We start from the raw sequence: 15,200 nt of genomic DNA on the forward strand, positions 1-15,200 counted from the left end.
CGACGCCGTGACCTCCACCTGGCCCTGCAGGGCCGACGTGGCGGTCGCGGTCAGCCACGTCGGGACCGCGGTGAGGGCCGTCACGCCCGCCGCCAGCAGGAGCGTCACCGCCGCACGCCCGCGGCCCGCGGACCTCGTCCCGCCCCCACGGCCGGGCGTGCGGTGCGGGTCCGGCACCTGCGGCTCGTCGGGCCCCGTCGCCGGGCTCACGCGCCCGGTCGCCGCAGGCGCGCGGCGACCTGCACCGCCCGGACGACGGCGGCCGCCTTGTTCCGCGACTCCGCGTACTCGAGCGCCGGCACGGAGTCGGCGACGATGCCGCCGCCGGCCTGGACGTGCGCGCGACCGTCCCGGATCAGGGCCGTGCGGATCGCGATGGCCATGTCCATGTCGCCCGCGAAGTCGAAGTACCCGACCGTGCCGCCGTAGGTGCCGCGCCGGGCCGGCTCCACCTCGTCGATGAGCTCGATGGCCCGCGGCTTCGGCGCCCCCGACAGCGTGCCCGCCGGGAAGGTCGCCGTCAGCGTCTGCAGCGCCGTGGCGCCCGCGCGCAGCCGCCCGACCACGGTCGAGGTGATGTGCATGATGTGGGAGTACTTCTTGACCGCCATGAAGTCGACGACGTCGACGGTCGAGGGGTCGCACACCTTCGCGAGGTCGTTGCGCGACAGGTCGACGAGCATGATGTGCTCCGCGCGCTCCTTGGGGTCGGCGAGCACGTCGTCGACGAGCGCCCGGTCCTCCTCGGGGGTCGCGCCGCGCGGGCGGGAGCCCGCGATGGGGAACGTCGTCACGTGGTCGCCGGTGACCTTCACGAGCGTCTCCGGGCTCGAGCCGACGACGGCGAAGTCGCGGCCGTCGGCGTCCTGCAGCTGCACGTAGTACATGTACGAGCTCGGGTTGATCGTGCGCAGCACCCGGTACACGTCGAGCGGCTCGGCCGGGCACGGCAGGTCCAGCCGCTGCGAGACGACGACCTGGAACACCTCGCCGTCGCGGATCGCCTCCTTGCCGAACCGCACCTGCTGCTCGAACTCGTCCCGCGTGGAGCGGAACGCGATCTCGGGCTCCGGCACGTCCGCCAGGACCGACACGGCGGGCGGCGCCGGGCGCAGCAGGTCCGCCTGCATCGCGTCGAGCCGGCGCACGGCGTCCGCGTGGGCCTCGTCCACGCGCTCGTCCGTGTCGTCGAAGTTGATCGCGTTCGCGACGAGCCACACCGAGCCGTCGTGGTGGTCCACGACGGCCAGGTCGGTCGCGAGCAGCAGCGTCAGCTCGGGGACGTCGAGCTCCTCCGGCGCCTTGCGCGAGAGCGTGGGCTCCCAGTGCCGGACGATGTCCCAGCCGAGCGCGCCGACCAGGCCGCCGGTCAGCGGAGGCAGGCCCGGGATCGCGGGCGTCCGCAGCACGTCGAGGGTCCCGCCCAGCACGTCGAGCACGTCGCCCGAGGTCGGCACCCCGACGGGCACGTCGCCGACCCATACGGGCTCGCCGTCGCGCACGGTCAGCGTGGCCCGCGACCGGACGCCGACGAAGGACCAGCGGGACCACGTGCCGTCCGCCTCCGCGGACTCCAGCACGAAGGTGCCGGGCCGGCCGGCGGCGAGCGTCCGGTACAGGCCCACGGGCGTGACGTCGTCCGCCAGCACCCGGCGGACCACCGGGACCACCCTCCGGCTGCGCGCGAGGTCGCGGAACCCGTCGAGCGTCGGCCACGTCTCGCCCCAGGCCACCTGCGGGCGGGGGTCCGGCGCGGTGCCCGCGCCCGCGGCGGAGCCCGGGGTGCTCGTCGCGTCGCTCACCGGGCCCCCTCCGGACGCGCGCCCACGACCACCGGCAGGGGCCCGCCGGCCTCGAAGCAGGTGCGCGCGCCGGTGTGGCACGCGGCGCCCACCTGGTCGACCTCGACGAGCAGCGCGTCCCCGTCGCAGTCCAGGCTGACGGCGTGCACGTACTGCGCGTGGCCGGACGTGTCGCCCTTGCGCCAGTACTCCTGGCGCGAGCGGCTCCAGAACGTCACGCGGCCGCTGGTGAGCGTGCGGTGCAGCGCCTCGTCGTCCATCCAGCCGACCATGAGCACCTCGCGCGAGTCGTGCTGCTGCACGACGGCCGCGACCAGCCCGTCGTCGTCACGCTTGAGTCGGTCGGCGATCGCCGGGTCGAGGTTCGAGGCACGCTGCACGCCCCGATCCTGCCACGCGCGGCGGGACCGGCCGGGCACGGTCCGCGCCTGCCGTCCGGCCCGCCGTCCGGCCCGCGGGGACTCGCCGTCAGCGCGTGTGCGCCACCCAGGCGGCGTGCATGGTGGCGTACAGGTCGCCGCGCGCCACGAGCTCGGCGTGCGGGCCGGCCTCGACGACCCGCCCCGCGTCGACGACCACCACCTGGTCGGCCGCCTCGGCGGTCGACAGCCGGTGCGCGATGGTCAGCGTCGTGCGCCCGCGCGTGAGGCTCTCCAGGGCCCGGGCGATCCGCACCTCCGTCGCGGGGTCGACCGCCGACGTCGCCTCGTCGAGCAGCAGCACGTCGGGCTGGGCGACGTAGGCGCGCGCGAGCGCGACGAGCTGCCGCTCCCCCGCCGAGAGCGCCTCGCCGCGCTGCCCGACCGGGGTCTGGAGGCCGGCGGACAGCTCCTCCACCCACGGCCCGAGGCCGAGGGCCTCGACCGCCGAGCGGACGACCGCGTCGACGTCGTCCTCGCCGCGGACGCCGTACGCCACGTTCTCCGCGACCGTGCCGTCGAACAGGAAGCCCTCCTGCGGCACCAGGACCACGCGTCGGCGCAGGTCCTCGCCCGCGATCTGCCGCAGGTCGACGCCGTCGAGCAGGACGGCGCCGGCGGTCGGGTCGACGAAGCGGGCGACGAGCCGCGCGATCGTCGTCTTGCCCGACCCGGTGGCGCCCACGACCGCGACCGTCGACCCGGCGGGCACGACCACGTCGACGTCGTGCAGCACCGGCGGCCCGTCCGGGTAGGCGAACCCGACACCGCGCAGCTCGACGCGCGCGGGACCGCGGCGGCTCGGCGTGGGCGCCTCGGGCTCCACGACGTCCACGGGCGTCTCGAGGACGCCCAGCACGCGGCGCCAGCCGGCGACGGCGTTCTGCAGCTCGTTGAGGATCTCCGTCGCCATCTGGACCGGCGACGTGAACAGCTGGGCGAGGAACACGAAGGCCAGCAGGCGCCCGACCGTCAGCTCCCCCGCGACGCCGAGCAGCGTGCCGACGACCACGACGACCGCCAGGACGAGGTTCGCCACGAGGGTCCCGGTGCCGAAGACCACCGCGACGAGGTTCTGCGCCCGGATCTGCGCCACGCGGGTCGCACGGATCGTCGCGTCGAGCGCGCGCTGCGCCCGGGCGCCGACGCCGTACGCGCGGATGGTCTCCGCGCCGACGACCGACTCCGAGACCGTCCCCAGCATCGCGCCGTACGCCTCCCGCACCCGCGTGTAGCGGTCGTTGACGCGCCGCTGGAGCCGCGGCATCACGAGGGCGAGGGGCACGAAGCACGCCCAGACGAGCAGCGTCAGCTGCCACGAGTAGACGGCCATGAGCACGGTGGCGACCGAGATCTGCAGCACCGAGACGAGCAGCTGGATGCCGCCCCACTGCACGAACAGCGAGATGGTGTCGACGTCGGACGTCACCCGCGAGACCAGCGAGCCGCGCCGCTCGGTGCCCTGCGTGAGGACCGAGAGGTCGTGCACGTGGCGGAACGCGCGCGTCCGCAGCGTCAGCAGCCCGGCCTCGCTGGAACGGAACAGGCGCACGTTGACCGCCGCCGTGCAGACGGCACCCGCGAGCAGCCCGACGAGCGTGAGGGCCACGAGCGTCACGACGCGCGGCACGTCCGGCCCGCCCGCCGCGAGGATGCCGGTGTCGACGGTCTGCTGGACCGCGACGGGCACCAGCACCCGGCCGACGGACGCGACGACCGCCAGGGCGAGGGTGACCCCGAGGCCCTGCACGAGCTCGGGCGACACCTCCACGCCCGTGCGGACGGTCGCGCGCACGCCGAGCGTGCTGGTGCCTGCGAGCCGCGCGTCGCTCACGCGTCCACCTCCGCGTCCTGGGGCACGTCCCCGCCGAGCCCGTCGTCGAGGGCCTCGTCGTCCAGGGCCTCGCCGTCCAGCCCCTCGTCGTCCAGCGCGTCCTCGCGGGCCGCGGCGCGCCGCTCGCTCTCCCGCTCGTACGCCGTCGCGAGCTCGCGGTAGCCCGGGTCGCGCGCCAGGAGCTCCGCGTGGGTGCCGCGGTCGACGACGCGCCCGTCCTCGAGGTGCACGACCTCGTCCGCGAGGAGCACCGACGACATCCGGTAGGCCACCAGGACGACCGTCGGCCGACCCTGGCCGCCCTGCAGGCCGGTGAGGATCTCGCGCTCGATGCGGGGGTCGACCGCGGACGTCGCGTCGTCGAGCACGAGGACGCGGGGACGCCGCACGAGCGCGCGGGCGAGGGCGACGCGCTGGCGCTGCCCGCCGGAGAGGTTGGCGCCGCGCTCGCCGAGCGGCGCGTCGAGCCCGCCGGGCAGTGCCCGGACCACGTCGTCGACGCGTGCCAGACGCAGCGCGTCCCACACCGCGTCGTCGTCGGGCGCGCCGTCGCCGTCCCGGTCCGCGAGCGTGACGTTGCCCCGCACGGTGTCCTCGAAGAGGAACGCGCTCTGCGCGACGAACGCCACGTGCCGCGCCCGGTCCGCGGGGTGCAGGCTCCGCAGGTCGTGACCGTCCACGCGCACGGCGCCCGTCGTCGGGTCGGAGAGCCGGGCGAGCAGCTGCACGAGGGTGGACTTGCCGGAGCCGGTCGGCCCGACGACCGCGACCGTGCGTCCCGGCGCGACGTCGAGCGAGACGCCGTGGAGGATCTCGTACGGCCCCTCCGGCGTCGCCACGCGCAGCGTCACGTCGTCGACCTCGACGCGGGCCCCGGACCCGCTGGGCGACCAGCGCTGGGCGCCCTCCGCCAGCGCGCCGCGGGAGTCGAGCACGCGCGCGATGCGGTCGTGGCCGACGAGCCCCCGGGGCAGCTCGCCGAGCACCCACCCGAACGCACGGACGGGGATCGCCAGCAGCACCAGCAGGTACGCGGCCGCGACCACGTCGCCCGTGCCCACCCGGCCGGCCTGCACCTGCACGGTGCCGACGAGCAGCACCAGCAGCGTGCCGAGGTTGGGCAGCAGGTCGATCACCGGGTCGAAGAACGCGCGGACCTTGCCGACGTGCACGTTGGCGGCCGCCAGCTCGGCCGCGCGGGCCGAGAAGCGCTCCTCCTCGCGGTCCTGCGTGCCGAGCGACTTGACCAGGACAGCCGCCTCGAACGACTCGTGCGCCACGTCGGCCACCTCGGCGCGCAGCTGCTGGGCGCGCTGCGCCGCGGGTGCGGCCTTGCGCTGGAAGACGAGGTTGGCGACGACCGCGAGCGGCAGCACGACGAGCGCGGCGGCGGCCAGCCAGACGTCCGTGCGCAGCAGCTCGACGGCCGCCACCACGAGCATGACGACGACGCCCAGGGCGAAGGGCAGCGGGTTGAAGACGCCCGTCGCCGCCTCCACGTCCGCGCCGGCGTTCGACAGCAGCTGACCCGTCGGGTGCTCGCGGTGCCACGTCATCGGCAGCCGCAGGTACTGGCGGGTCACCTTCAGCCGGTGGTCCTCGCCGATGCGGGCGACGCCCATGCCGGCCCACACCCGCCGCCCGACCACCGCGAGGGCGAGCGACACCGCGACCGCCGCGAGGACGAGCCCCGCCTGGCCGAGCCGGGCGCGCGCCGCCTCGTCCCCGGCGAGGGCGGGCACCACGACCGCGTCCGTCGCCCAGCCCAGCGCGCGGCTGACGGCGACGGTGAGCGCGCCGAACAGCGCCGAGGTGCCGATCGCGAGCACGTAGATGCCGCGCTGGGAGCGGATCCCGCGCCACAGCAGCCCGAGCGAGCGTCGCGCCACCGAGCCCTGGAGGGCGACGGGCGGCTGGTCCACGGCGACGGCAGGGGCACGCGAGGGCACGCCGACGACCTCCTCGGGGGTGAGCGGGGGGAAGGACCTCATGCTCTCACGCACCGCCCACACCGCCCCGCCGCGTGGCAGCATGCCCCCATGACCTGGCACCAGGCGCTGCGTCGTGAGCTCGTGGACGCCCTGGCGGCGGTGCCGCCCGACGCACCCACGCTGTGCGAGGGCTGGCAGGCGCGCCACCTCGCGGCGCACGTCGTCCTGCGCCAGACCTCGCCGGCCGTCGGCCTGGGGCTGCTGCTGCCCCGCGTCACGTCGCTCGCCGACCGGCGCGTCGAGCAGCTGGCGGCCACGGTGACGGACGACGCGGCCTACCGCGCCCTCGTCGCGCGCGTCGCGAAGCGGCCGCCGGCGTGGCACCCGACGGCGTGGGCCGGGGACGCGGCCGACTCCGTCGAGCTGTTCGTCCACACCGAGGACGTGCGCCGGGGCGCCGGCGCGGCCGACCCGCGCCCGTTGGACGCCGGGCTCTCCGACCACCTGTGGCGCTCCCTCGTGCGGATGGCGCCGCTGCGCCTGCGCGGCGTGCACGCGGGAGTCGTCCTCGTCCGGGAGGACGAGGTGCGCGCGCGGGTGCGCCGCCCGCGGGGCGAGGGCACCGCGGTGGTGCGCGGCGAGGTCAGCGAGCTGCTCCTGCACCTCACCGGCCGCGGCACGGCGGCGGACGTCCACGTCGAGGGCCCGGGCGCCGACGCGCTGACGGCGGCCCTGCCCGTCTGAGCCGGCCGTCCGACCCGCCCGACCCTGCCCGTCGACCGGTCCGACCCGGCCGTCCGGCCGGCCGGACCGGGTCAGCGGACGACGACCCCCGCGGCCCGCATCGCGTCCTTGACCTGGCGCACCGTGAGCTGGCCGAAGTGGAAGACGCTCGCGGCGAGCACCGCGTCCGCGCCCGCGCGGGCGGCGTCGACGAAGTGGTCGACGGTCCCCGCGCCGCCGGACGCGATCAGCGGCACGCCGACCTCCGTGCGCACCGCGCGGATCATCTCGAGGTCGAACCCCGCCTCCGTGCCGTCGGCGTCCATGGAGTTGAGCAGGATCTCGCCCGCCCCGAGCTCGGCTGCGCGCGCGGCCCACCCGACCGCGTCGATGCCGGTCCCCCGCTTGCCGCCGTGCGTCGTCACCTCGAAGCCCGACGGCGTCGAGACGTCCCCCGTCACGCGGCGCGCGTCGACCGACAGCACCAGCACCTGGCTCCCGAACCGCTGCGCGATCTCGCCGATGAGCTCCGGGCGTGCGATCGCGGCCGTGTTGACGCCGACCTTGTCGGCGCCGGCGCGCAGCAGGCGGTCGACGTCGTCGGGCGTCCGGACGCCGCCGCCCACCGTCAGCGGCACGAACACCTCGCCCGCGGTGCGCCGGACGACGTCGTACGTCGTCTCCTTGTTCTGCGCCGACGCCGAGACGTCGAGGAACGTCACCTCGTCGGCGCCCTCCGCGTCGTACCGGCGCGCGAGCTCGACGGGGTCGCCCGCGTCGCGCAGGTTCTCGAAGTTGACGCCCTTGACGACGCGCCCGGCGTCGACGTCCAGGCAGGGGATGACGCGCACGGCGAGGGTCACGGGGTCGGCTCCTGGTCGGGGTCGGGCGCGCGCGAGTCGAGGATGTCGACGACGAACACGACGGTCTGGCCCTTGAGCTCCTGGCTGTCGGTCACGCCGAGCCGGTACGTCGGCGGCACGACGAGCATGACCTGGCTGCCGATCGTCTGGTCGACCAGCCCTTCGGACCACGCCGGGACCTCGTCGAGGGAGAACGAGACGGGCAGCCCGACCGACCACGTCGAGTCGAAGGGCTCCCCCGTCTTCCACGAGAAGCCGGTGTACTGCACCGTGATGGTGTCGCCCTCGGCGACCTGCCGGCCGGAGCCGCGCACGAGGGGCTGCGCGACGAGCTCGGTGGGCGGGTCGGCCTTGCTCCCCTTGATCGACGGCTCGCCGGAGTCGCTGCGCCGGACCTTGGGCAGCCCCTTGCGCGGCGGCACCTTCTCGCCGTCCGCCCGGGTCGGCAGCACGTCGAGCACCGTGACGGTCGGGTAGGGCGTGCCCCCCTCCGCGTCCGCGGGGCTGAGCTGCACGAGCCGCGCGCCGACGCGCTGGCCGTGCAGCGTCGCGTACAGGTCGGCGCCGAGCTCCTCCGCGGTGAGCAGGCGCGGCGCGGGACCCGTGGAGTAGCTCTCGCGCACGAGCGAGGCGTCGGTGGCGTTCTCGATCCAGTAGTCGAGCAGGACCGGGCCGTCGTCGGCGAGCCGCTCCCCCGTGCCGGGCCACACCGCCCACGACGAGGGCTCGGTCACGGTCAGCGGCGTGACGTACGTGGCGATCGGCCGCTCGCCGGGCTTGCCGGAGACCGTGACCTCGGCCACCGGCTCCTCGGGCGGGCTGCACGCCAGCAGCACCGACACGGCCGCGACGATCGCGCCGGCCACAGCGACTCGTCGCACGACCGTCCTTCCACCCGGGGCGCCGCGTCCGTCCGGGCACGGCCGCGCCTACTGTACGGCGCCCGGCTGAGGCGCCGGGCCGTCCGGTGCCGCCGCGGCGCCGGACGTCGTCAGGAGGCGGTCACATCGACTCGATGAGCCGGTCGACGCGCTCGTCGACCGAGCGGAACGGGTCCTTGCAGAGGACCGTCCGCTGCGCCTGGTCGTTGAGCTTGAGGTGCACCCAGTCGACGGTGTAGTCGCGCCGCGCGTCCTGCGCGGCCCGCACGAAGTCGCCGCGCAGCTTCGCGCGGGTCGTCTGCGGCGGCACGGCGGTCGCCTCGAACACCTCGAGGTCGGTCGTCACGCGCTCGACCAGGCCCTTCGCGGCGAGCAGGTTGTAGAGGCCCTCGGTGCGCGAGATGTCGTGGTACGCGAGGTCGAGGCGCTGCACGCGCACGTCCGAGAGCTCGAGGCCGTGCTTCGCCCGGTACCGCTCGATCAGCCGGTACTTGATGACCCAGTCCAGCTCGCGCTCGACGAGCGAGAGGTCGCCGGTCCGCAGCGCGCGCAGGCCGCGCTCCCAGAGCTCGAGCACCTGCTTCACCTCGGGCGTGCCGCCGCCCTGCGTCGCGACGAAGTCGCTCACCCGCGACAGGTACTCCTCCTGCAGGTCGACCGCGGTGACGGTGCGCCCGCTCGCGAGCGTCACGGGGTGGGTCCCGGTCATGTCGTGGCTGATCTCGCGGATCGCTCGGATGGGGTTCTCCAGCGACATGTCGCGCATCGGGACGCCCGCCTCGACCATGCGCAGCAGCAGGTCGGTGGACCCGGTCTTGAGCATCGTCGTCGTCTCGGACATGGACGAGTCGCCCACGATGACGTGCAGACGCCGGAAGTGCTCCGCGTCGGCGTGCGGCTCGTCCCGCGTGTTGATGATCGGGCGGGAGCGCGTCGTCGCGCTGGAGACGGCCTCCCAGATGTGGTCCGCGCGCTGGGACAGGCAGTACAGGGCGCCCCGCGGCGTGGTGAGCACCTTGCCCGCACCCGTGAGGATCTGGCGGGTGATGAGGAACGGCACCAGGACGTCGGAGAGCCGGGCGAAGTCACCCTGGCGGCGCACCAGGTAGTTCTCGTGGCAGCCGTAGGAGTTCCCGGCCGAGTCGGTGTTGTTCTTGAACAGGTGGATCCGGCCCGGCAGCCCCTCGTGCTCGAGGCGCTGCTGGGCGTCGGCGACGAGCCCCTCGAGGATCCGCTCGCCCGCCCGGTCGTGGGCGACGAGCTGGCGCACGTCGTCGCACTCCGCGGTCGCGTACTCCGGGTGCGAACCGACGTCCAGGTACAGCCGCGAGCCGTTGCGCAGGAACACGTTCGACGAGCGGCCCCACGCGACGACCTTGCGGAACAGGTAGCGCGCGACCTCGTCGGCCGAGAGCCCTCGCCCGTCCTGGGCCGCGCACGTCACGCCGTACTCGGTCTCCAGACCGAAGATCCGCCTGTCCATCGCGTGCTCCTCCCCGCGCCGGGCTCCGACCGAGCCGCCGTCCCTATCCTGCGCCCAGCAGGTCCTCGAGCGCCGCCCCGGCCACCCTGCGGAACGCGCGCCGGGGGCGCGTGCGGTCCAGCACGCCGACCTCGAGCTGCTGCGCGGGGATCGGGCGCTGCTCGGCGCCCTCGTCGGTCGGCGAGCCGAGCACGCGCACGGCCAGCGCCAGCACCTGCTGGAGCGTCATGCCGGGCTGCCAGCCGTCCGCCAGCAGCCCAGCGAGCCGCTCCGCCTGCCCGCCCATCACGACGTAGCCGTGCTCGTCGGCCACCGACCCGTCGTAGGTGAGCCGGTAGATCTGGTCCCCCTCGGGCGCCCGGCCGACCTCGGCCACGACGATCTCCACCTCGAGCGGCTTCGACTCGGTCGTGAAGACCGTGCCGAGCGTCTGGGCGTACGCGTTCGCGAGGCCCCGGGCGGTCACGTCGGCCCGGTCGTAGGAGTACCCCCGCAGGTCGGCGTAGCGCACACCCGCGACACGCAGGTTCTCGAACTCGTTGTACTTGCCCACCGCGGCGAACGCGATGCGGTCGTAGATCTCCGAGACCTTGTGCAGCGCGCGCGAGGCGTTCTCCGTGGCGAACGCGATGCCGTCGTCGTACTGCAGGACGACCACCGAGCGCCCGCGCGAGATGCCCTTGCGCGCGAAGTCGGCCCGGTCCTTCATCAGCTGCTCGGGCGAGACGTAGAACGGCATGCTCATCGCGCACCCCCGCGGCCCTCGTGCGTCATCCGGCGCTCGGCCTCGACCAGCTCGGCGACCTCCCGCAGCTGCTCGTCCGGCACGCGCAGGTAGCCCGACTCCGTCACCGTCGCGACGACGGGCCAGATGCCGCGCGTGCGGTCGGGGCCGCCGGTCGCCGAGTCGTCGTCGGCGGCGTCGACCAGCGCCTCGACCGCTACGCGGACGGCGCCCGCCGCGTCGAGGTCGGGGCGCCACAGCTTCTTGAGCGACCCCCGCGCGAACACCGAGCCGGAGCCGACCGCGTGGTGGTCGTGCTCCTCGTAGCGCCCGCCCGTCACGTCGTAGGAGAAGATCCGCCCGACCCGGCGGTCCAGGTCGAAGCCGCCGAACAGCGGGACGACCGCGAGCCCCTGCATGGCCAGGCCGAGGTTGCCCCGGATCATCGTCGCCAGGCGGTTCGCCTTGCCCTCGAGCGACAGCAGGCTGCCCTCGATCTTCTCGTAGTGCTCGAGCTCGAGCTGGAACAGCCGGACGAGCTCGACCGCGAGGCCGGCCGTGCCGGCGATGCCGACCGCGGAGTACTCGTCGGCCGGGAAGACCTTCTCGATCTCGCGGCTGGCGATCATCGAGCCCATGGTCGCGCGCCGGTCGCCCGCGACGACGACGCCCGCGGGGAACGTCAGCGCCACGATCGTGGTGCCGTGCGGCACCTGCAGCTCACCGACCGGCAAGGGGCGGTTCCCCGGCAGCAGGTGCGGGGCGTGACCGGTGAGGAACTCGACGAAGGACGACGACCCGGCCGTGCGGAAGGCGTCGGGCAGCCGCCCGGCCGAGCGGTCGAGCGGAGGTGTCGGGACGCTCATCGGCGCTCACTGACCGCCCTTCTGGACGAAGCCCCGGACGAACTGCTCCGCGTTGGACTCGAGCACGTCGTCGATCTCGTCGAGGAGGGCGTCCACCTCGGCGTCGCGGTTCTGGACGGTCGGGGCGACCGGCTCGGGCGCGTCGTCGGGCTCGTCGTCCCGGCGCTGCGGACGGATCTGCTCCTGACCAGCCATGCTGACCTCCCGGCGTCGTGCTCGTGCTCGGTAGCACCCTAGGCATCCACCCTAGGCCCGATCGGGGACGCCGCCCGCGCGCCGTCCACGGGAGGGGTCAGGAGCCCAGGGCCGCGAGCAGCGCGGACGCGTCCGGGCTGGCGTCGAGCAGGTCGCCGACGTGCGCGCGGGTGCCGCGCAGCGGGTCGCGCATCGGGACGCGCTGGAGCGTGCTCGAGCCGGGCACGTCGAAGACGACCGAGTCCCAGCTGGCCGCCGTGATCTCGCCGCCGTACCGGGAGACGGCCTCGCCCCGGAAGTAGGCGCGGGTGTCCTCCGGCGGGCGCACGACCGCGCGGGCGACCTGCTCCGGCGTGACCAGCAGCTCCACCGCGCCGGCGCCGACGAGCCGGTGGTAGAGCCCGCGCTCGGGCCGCAGGTCGGACCACTGCAGGTCGACGGCCGCGAGGCGCGGGTGGTCCCACTCGAGCCGGTCGCGGCGCCGCATGCCCTCCAGCAGCCGCAGCTTGGCGAGCCACTCCACCTCGCGCGCGCACGTCGCGGGGTCGGACCCCAGCCGGTCCAGCAGCGACTCCCAGCGGCGCAGCACGTCCGCCGTCTGCTCGTCCACCTCGTCGCCGACGTGCGCGACCGCCGTCCGGACGGCCTCGAGGTACCCGCGCTGGACCTCCAGCGCGGTGAGCGTGCGCCCGTCCGCCAGGTCGAGGCGGGCCGTGAGGGTCAGGTCGTGGCTGACCTGCTGCACCGCGGCCACCGGGTCGCGCAGCGCGAGCCGGTCCAGCGCGGCGAGCGCGCCGCCGGAGCCGCCGTCGGCGACCTGCCGCTCGAGGAGCCACAGGACGAGCGACGTGGTGCCGAGGCGCACGTACGTCGCCGCCTCGAGCATCGTCGCGTCGCCGACGATGACGTGCAGCCGGCGCCACCGGTCGGGATCGGCGTGCGGCTCGTCGCGCGTGTTGACGATGGGGCGACGCAGGGTCGTCTCGAGCCCGATCTCCGCCTCGACGTAGTCGGCCCGCTGCGACAGCTGGAAGCCGGCGCGCTCCCCGCGCTGCCCGAGGCCGACCCGACCGGCGCCCGTGAACACCTGGCGGGTCACGAAGAAGGGGATGAGGCGTGCCGCCAGGTCGGTGAACGGGACGGCCCGGTCGACGAGGTAGTTCTCGTGCGTGCCGTACGTCGCGCCCTTGCCGTCGACGTTGTTCTTGTACAGCGCCACGTCGGGCAGGGCGGGGTTGCTCGCCAGCCCGCGCACCGACTGGAGCATCACCTGCTCCCCCGCCCGGTCCCACAGCACCGCGTCGAGCGGGTTGGTCACCTCGGGCGAGGAGTACTCGGGGTGCGCGTGGTCGACGTAGAGCCGCGCACCGTTCGTGAGGATCACGTTCGCCGCGCCGGGGTCCTCGTACTCCTCGACCGCGGAGCGCGGCAGCTCCTGCGGGCCGTCGCCCGAGGGGGCCGGCGCGGCCGGGTCGTCCGTGAGCAGCGACGGGTGCGCCGACGCCCGCTGGAGGTGGAAGCCGCGGGCGTCGTGCAGCGGGTCCTCGTCGTCGTAGTCCCAGCGCGCCTTGCCGCGCGCGCCGTCCCGCGCCGCGGCGTGCACGGCGACGACGTGGGACGACAGCAGCATCGGGTTGGCGAGCGGCCGCCCCGGCTGGAGGATGCCGTACTCGGTCTCGATCCCCATCACCCGGCGCACGCTCACGCCGCCAGCCTAGGTGGCCGGCCGCCGCGCGCACGCACGGCCGGGCCCGCCGGGCGCGGCCGACGGGGCGCCGTGCGGGCCGTCAGAGGTACTGGCCCGTGCTCGTCACCGTCTCGATGGTCCGCGAGCCGTCGACGCCCTTCTTGCCCTGGGTGATCGTCCGGATGAAGACGATGCGCTCGCCCTTCTTGCCGGAGATCCGCGCCCAGTCGTCGGGGTTCGTCGTGTTCGGCAGGTCCTCGTTCTCCTTGAACTCGTCGACGCACGCGCTCAGCAGGTGGTCGACGCGGATGCCGCGCTGGCCCGTCGCGAGGAGGTCCTTGATCGCGGTCTTCTTCGCCCGGTCGACGACGTTCTGGATCATCGCGCCGGAGTTGAAGTCCTTGAAGTACAGGATCTCCTTGTCGCCGCTCGCGTACGTCACCTCGAGGAAGCGGTTCTCGTCGCTCTCGGTGTACATGCGCTCGACGACGCGCGTGATCATCCCCTCGACGGCCGCCGCGGCGCTGCCGCCGTGCTCGGCGAGGTCGTCGGCGTGGATCGGGAGGTCGGGCGTGAGGTACTTGCCGAAGATCTCGCGGGCGCCCTCGGCGTCGGGGCGCTCGATCTTGATCTTCACGTCGAGCCGGCCCGGCCGCAGGATCGCCGGGTCGATCATGTCCTCGCGGTTCGAGGCGCCGATGACGATGACGTTCTCCAGCCGCTCGACGCCGTCGATCTCCGAGAGGAGCTGCGGCACGATCGTCGTCTCCACGTCGCTGGAGACGCCGGTGCCGCGGGTGCGGAACAGCGACTCCATCTCGTCGAAGAACACGACCACCGGGTGGCCCTGCGACGCCTTCTCCCGCGCCCGGGCGAAGATGAGGCGGATGTGTCGCTCCGTCTCCCCGACGTACTTGTTCAGCAGCTCGGGGCCCTTGACGTTGAGGAAGTAGCTGCGCGCCGCGGCGACGTCGTCGCCCCGGGCCGCGGCCGCCGTCGCCGCCAGCGAGTGCGCGACGGCCTTCGCGATGAGCGTCTTGCCGCACCCGGGCGGCCCGTACAGCAGCACGCCCTTCGGCGGCTTGAGCCCGTGCTCGCGGAACAGCTCGGGGTGCAGGAACGGCAGCTCGACGGCGTCGCGGATCGTCTCGATCTGCGGGCCCAGCCCGCCGATGTCCTCGTACTCGATGTCCGGGACCTCCTCGAGGACGAGCTCCTCGACCTCGGCCCGCGGGATGACCTCGAAGACGAAGCCGCTGCGCGAGTCGACCGTCAGCGCGTCGCCGACGCGGACCTTCGCGTCCACGACCTGCCCGGCGAGCCGCACGACCCGCTCCTCGTCGCCGCGCCCGACGACGAGCACGCGCCCCTCGCCCAGCAGCTCCTTGACCGTGACGAGCTCGCCCACCTGCTCGTAGCCGCCGGCCTCGACGACCGTGAGCGCCTCGTTGAGCATGACCTCCTGGCCGGGCCGCAGCCGCTGCACGTCCAGCGCCGGGCTGGCGCCGACGTGCATCTTGCGGCCGGCGGAGACGACGTCGACGGTGCCGTCCGCCCGTGCGCCCAGGAACGTCGCGTAGGTGCCCGGGGGCTTGGCCAGGTCGTCCACCTGGCGCTTGAGCTCGAGGATCTGCTCGCGCGCCGCCACCAGCGCCTCGCTGAGCCGCTCGTTCTTGGCCGCGAGCACCGCGAGCTCGCGCTGCAGGTCTCGTCCTGCTGCCGGGTCCGTCATCGCACGACCTCCTTCTGCAAGGTGGGGGTGCACCGCGCTGTGCGAACTGCCCGCTGGTCC

General features: G+C 74.6%; 13 protein-coding genes. 1 reads left to right on the forward strand and 12 read right to left on the reverse strand.

Features of this window, described 5'->3' with window-relative positions; all coding sequences use genetic code 11:
• Nucleotides 1–206: 206 nt before the first annotated feature.
• The 4 genes from HGCM_RS13100 to HGCM_RS13115 form a co-directional block, all read right to left on the reverse strand.
• Nucleotides 207–1,802: an anthranilate synthase component I gene (locus tag HGCM_RS13100; protein ID WP_019137288.1), complete on the reverse strand. Its 1,596-nt coding sequence runs from the start codon at nucleotides 1,800–1,802 to the stop codon at nucleotides 207–209.
• Nucleotides 1,799–2,182 carry a phosphoribosyl-AMP cyclohydrolase gene (gene hisI, locus HGCM_RS13105; RefSeq protein WP_019137289.1) on the reverse strand — a complete coding sequence of 128 codons (384 nt, stop codon included), beginning with the start codon at nucleotides 2,180–2,182 and terminating at the stop codon, nucleotides 1,799–1,801. Before hisI ends, HGCM_RS13100 begins: the two co-directional genes overlap by 4 nt.
• Nucleotides 2,183–2,270: 88 nt before the next feature.
• The gene (locus HGCM_RS13110) at nucleotides 2,271–4,055 is read right to left on the reverse strand and encodes an ABC transporter ATP-binding protein (protein WP_019137290.1); all 1,785 of its coding nucleotides are present in this window, start codon (nucleotides 4,053–4,055) and stop codon (nucleotides 2,271–2,273) included.
• Nucleotides 4,052–6,046 carry an ABC transporter ATP-binding protein gene (locus HGCM_RS13115; RefSeq protein ID WP_147572847.1) on the reverse strand — a complete coding sequence of 665 codons (1,995 nt, stop codon included), beginning with the start codon at nucleotides 6,044–6,046 and terminating at the stop codon, nucleotides 4,052–4,054. Before HGCM_RS13115 ends, HGCM_RS13110 begins: the two co-directional genes overlap by 4 nt.
• 48 nt (nucleotides 6,047–6,094) lie before the next feature.
• Between HGCM_RS13115 and HGCM_RS13120 the strand changes: the two genes are divergently transcribed.
• A complete protein-coding gene (locus tag HGCM_RS13120) occupies nucleotides 6,095–6,730 on the forward strand; it encodes a TIGR03085 family metal-binding protein (RefSeq protein WP_019137292.1) in 636 nt (211 codons plus the stop codon).
• A 71-nt stretch (nucleotides 6,731–6,801) separates the two neighbouring features.
• On the opposite strand, the gene hisF is transcribed toward HGCM_RS13120, so the two are convergent.
• From hisF to arc, 8 genes are all read right to left on the reverse strand, one after another.
• Entirely contained in the window at nucleotides 6,802–7,572 is a 771-nt protein-coding gene (gene hisF, locus HGCM_RS13125) for an imidazole glycerol phosphate synthase subunit HisF (protein ID WP_019137293.1), read from the reverse strand.
• A complete protein-coding gene (locus HGCM_RS13130; RefSeq protein ID WP_246119458.1) occupies nucleotides 7,569–8,453 on the reverse strand; it encodes an FKBP-type peptidyl-prolyl cis-trans isomerase in 885 nt (294 codons plus the stop codon). Before HGCM_RS13130 ends, hisF begins: the two co-directional genes overlap by 4 nt.
• A gap of 121 nt (nucleotides 8,454–8,574) precedes the next feature.
• Complete coding sequence (gene pafA, locus HGCM_RS13135) at nucleotides 8,575–9,936, reverse strand: Pup--protein ligase (RefSeq protein WP_019137295.1); 1,362 nt, start codon at nucleotides 9,934–9,936, stop codon at nucleotides 8,575–8,577.
• A gap of 43 nt (nucleotides 9,937–9,979) precedes the next feature.
• Nucleotides 9,980–10,681, reverse strand: a complete 702-nt coding sequence (gene prcA / locus HGCM_RS13140) for a proteasome subunit alpha (protein WP_019137296.1) — start codon at nucleotides 10,679–10,681, stop codon at nucleotides 9,980–9,982.
• Nucleotides 10,678–11,526 (reverse strand): proteasome subunit beta, encoded by an 849-nt coding sequence (prcB, locus tag HGCM_RS13145; protein ID WP_019137297.1) that lies wholly within the window; start codon nucleotides 11,524–11,526, stop codon nucleotides 10,678–10,680. The genes prcA and prcB overlap by 4 nt, the downstream gene beginning before the upstream one ends.
• 6 nt (nucleotides 11,527–11,532) lie before the next feature.
• Nucleotides 11,533–11,721 (reverse strand): ubiquitin-like protein Pup, encoded by a 189-nt coding sequence (locus HGCM_RS13150; protein WP_019137298.1) that lies wholly within the window; start codon nucleotides 11,719–11,721, stop codon nucleotides 11,533–11,535.
• Nucleotides 11,722–11,818: 97 nt separating this feature from the next.
• A complete protein-coding gene (gene dop / locus HGCM_RS13155; RefSeq protein WP_019137299.1) occupies nucleotides 11,819–13,426 on the reverse strand; it encodes a depupylase/deamidase Dop in 1,608 nt (535 codons plus the stop codon).
• A gap of 82 nt (nucleotides 13,427–13,508) precedes the next feature.
• Entirely contained in the window at nucleotides 13,509–15,140 is a 1,632-nt protein-coding gene (gene arc / locus HGCM_RS13160; protein WP_019137300.1) for a proteasome ATPase, read from the reverse strand.
• Between the last annotated feature and the right edge of the window lie 60 nt (nucleotides 15,141–15,200).

It is taken from the genome of Cellulomonas massiliensis JC225, from assembly GCF_000312005.1.
GTDB lineage: Bacteria > Actinomycetota > Actinomycetes > Actinomycetales > Cellulomonadaceae > Cellulomonas > Cellulomonas massiliensis.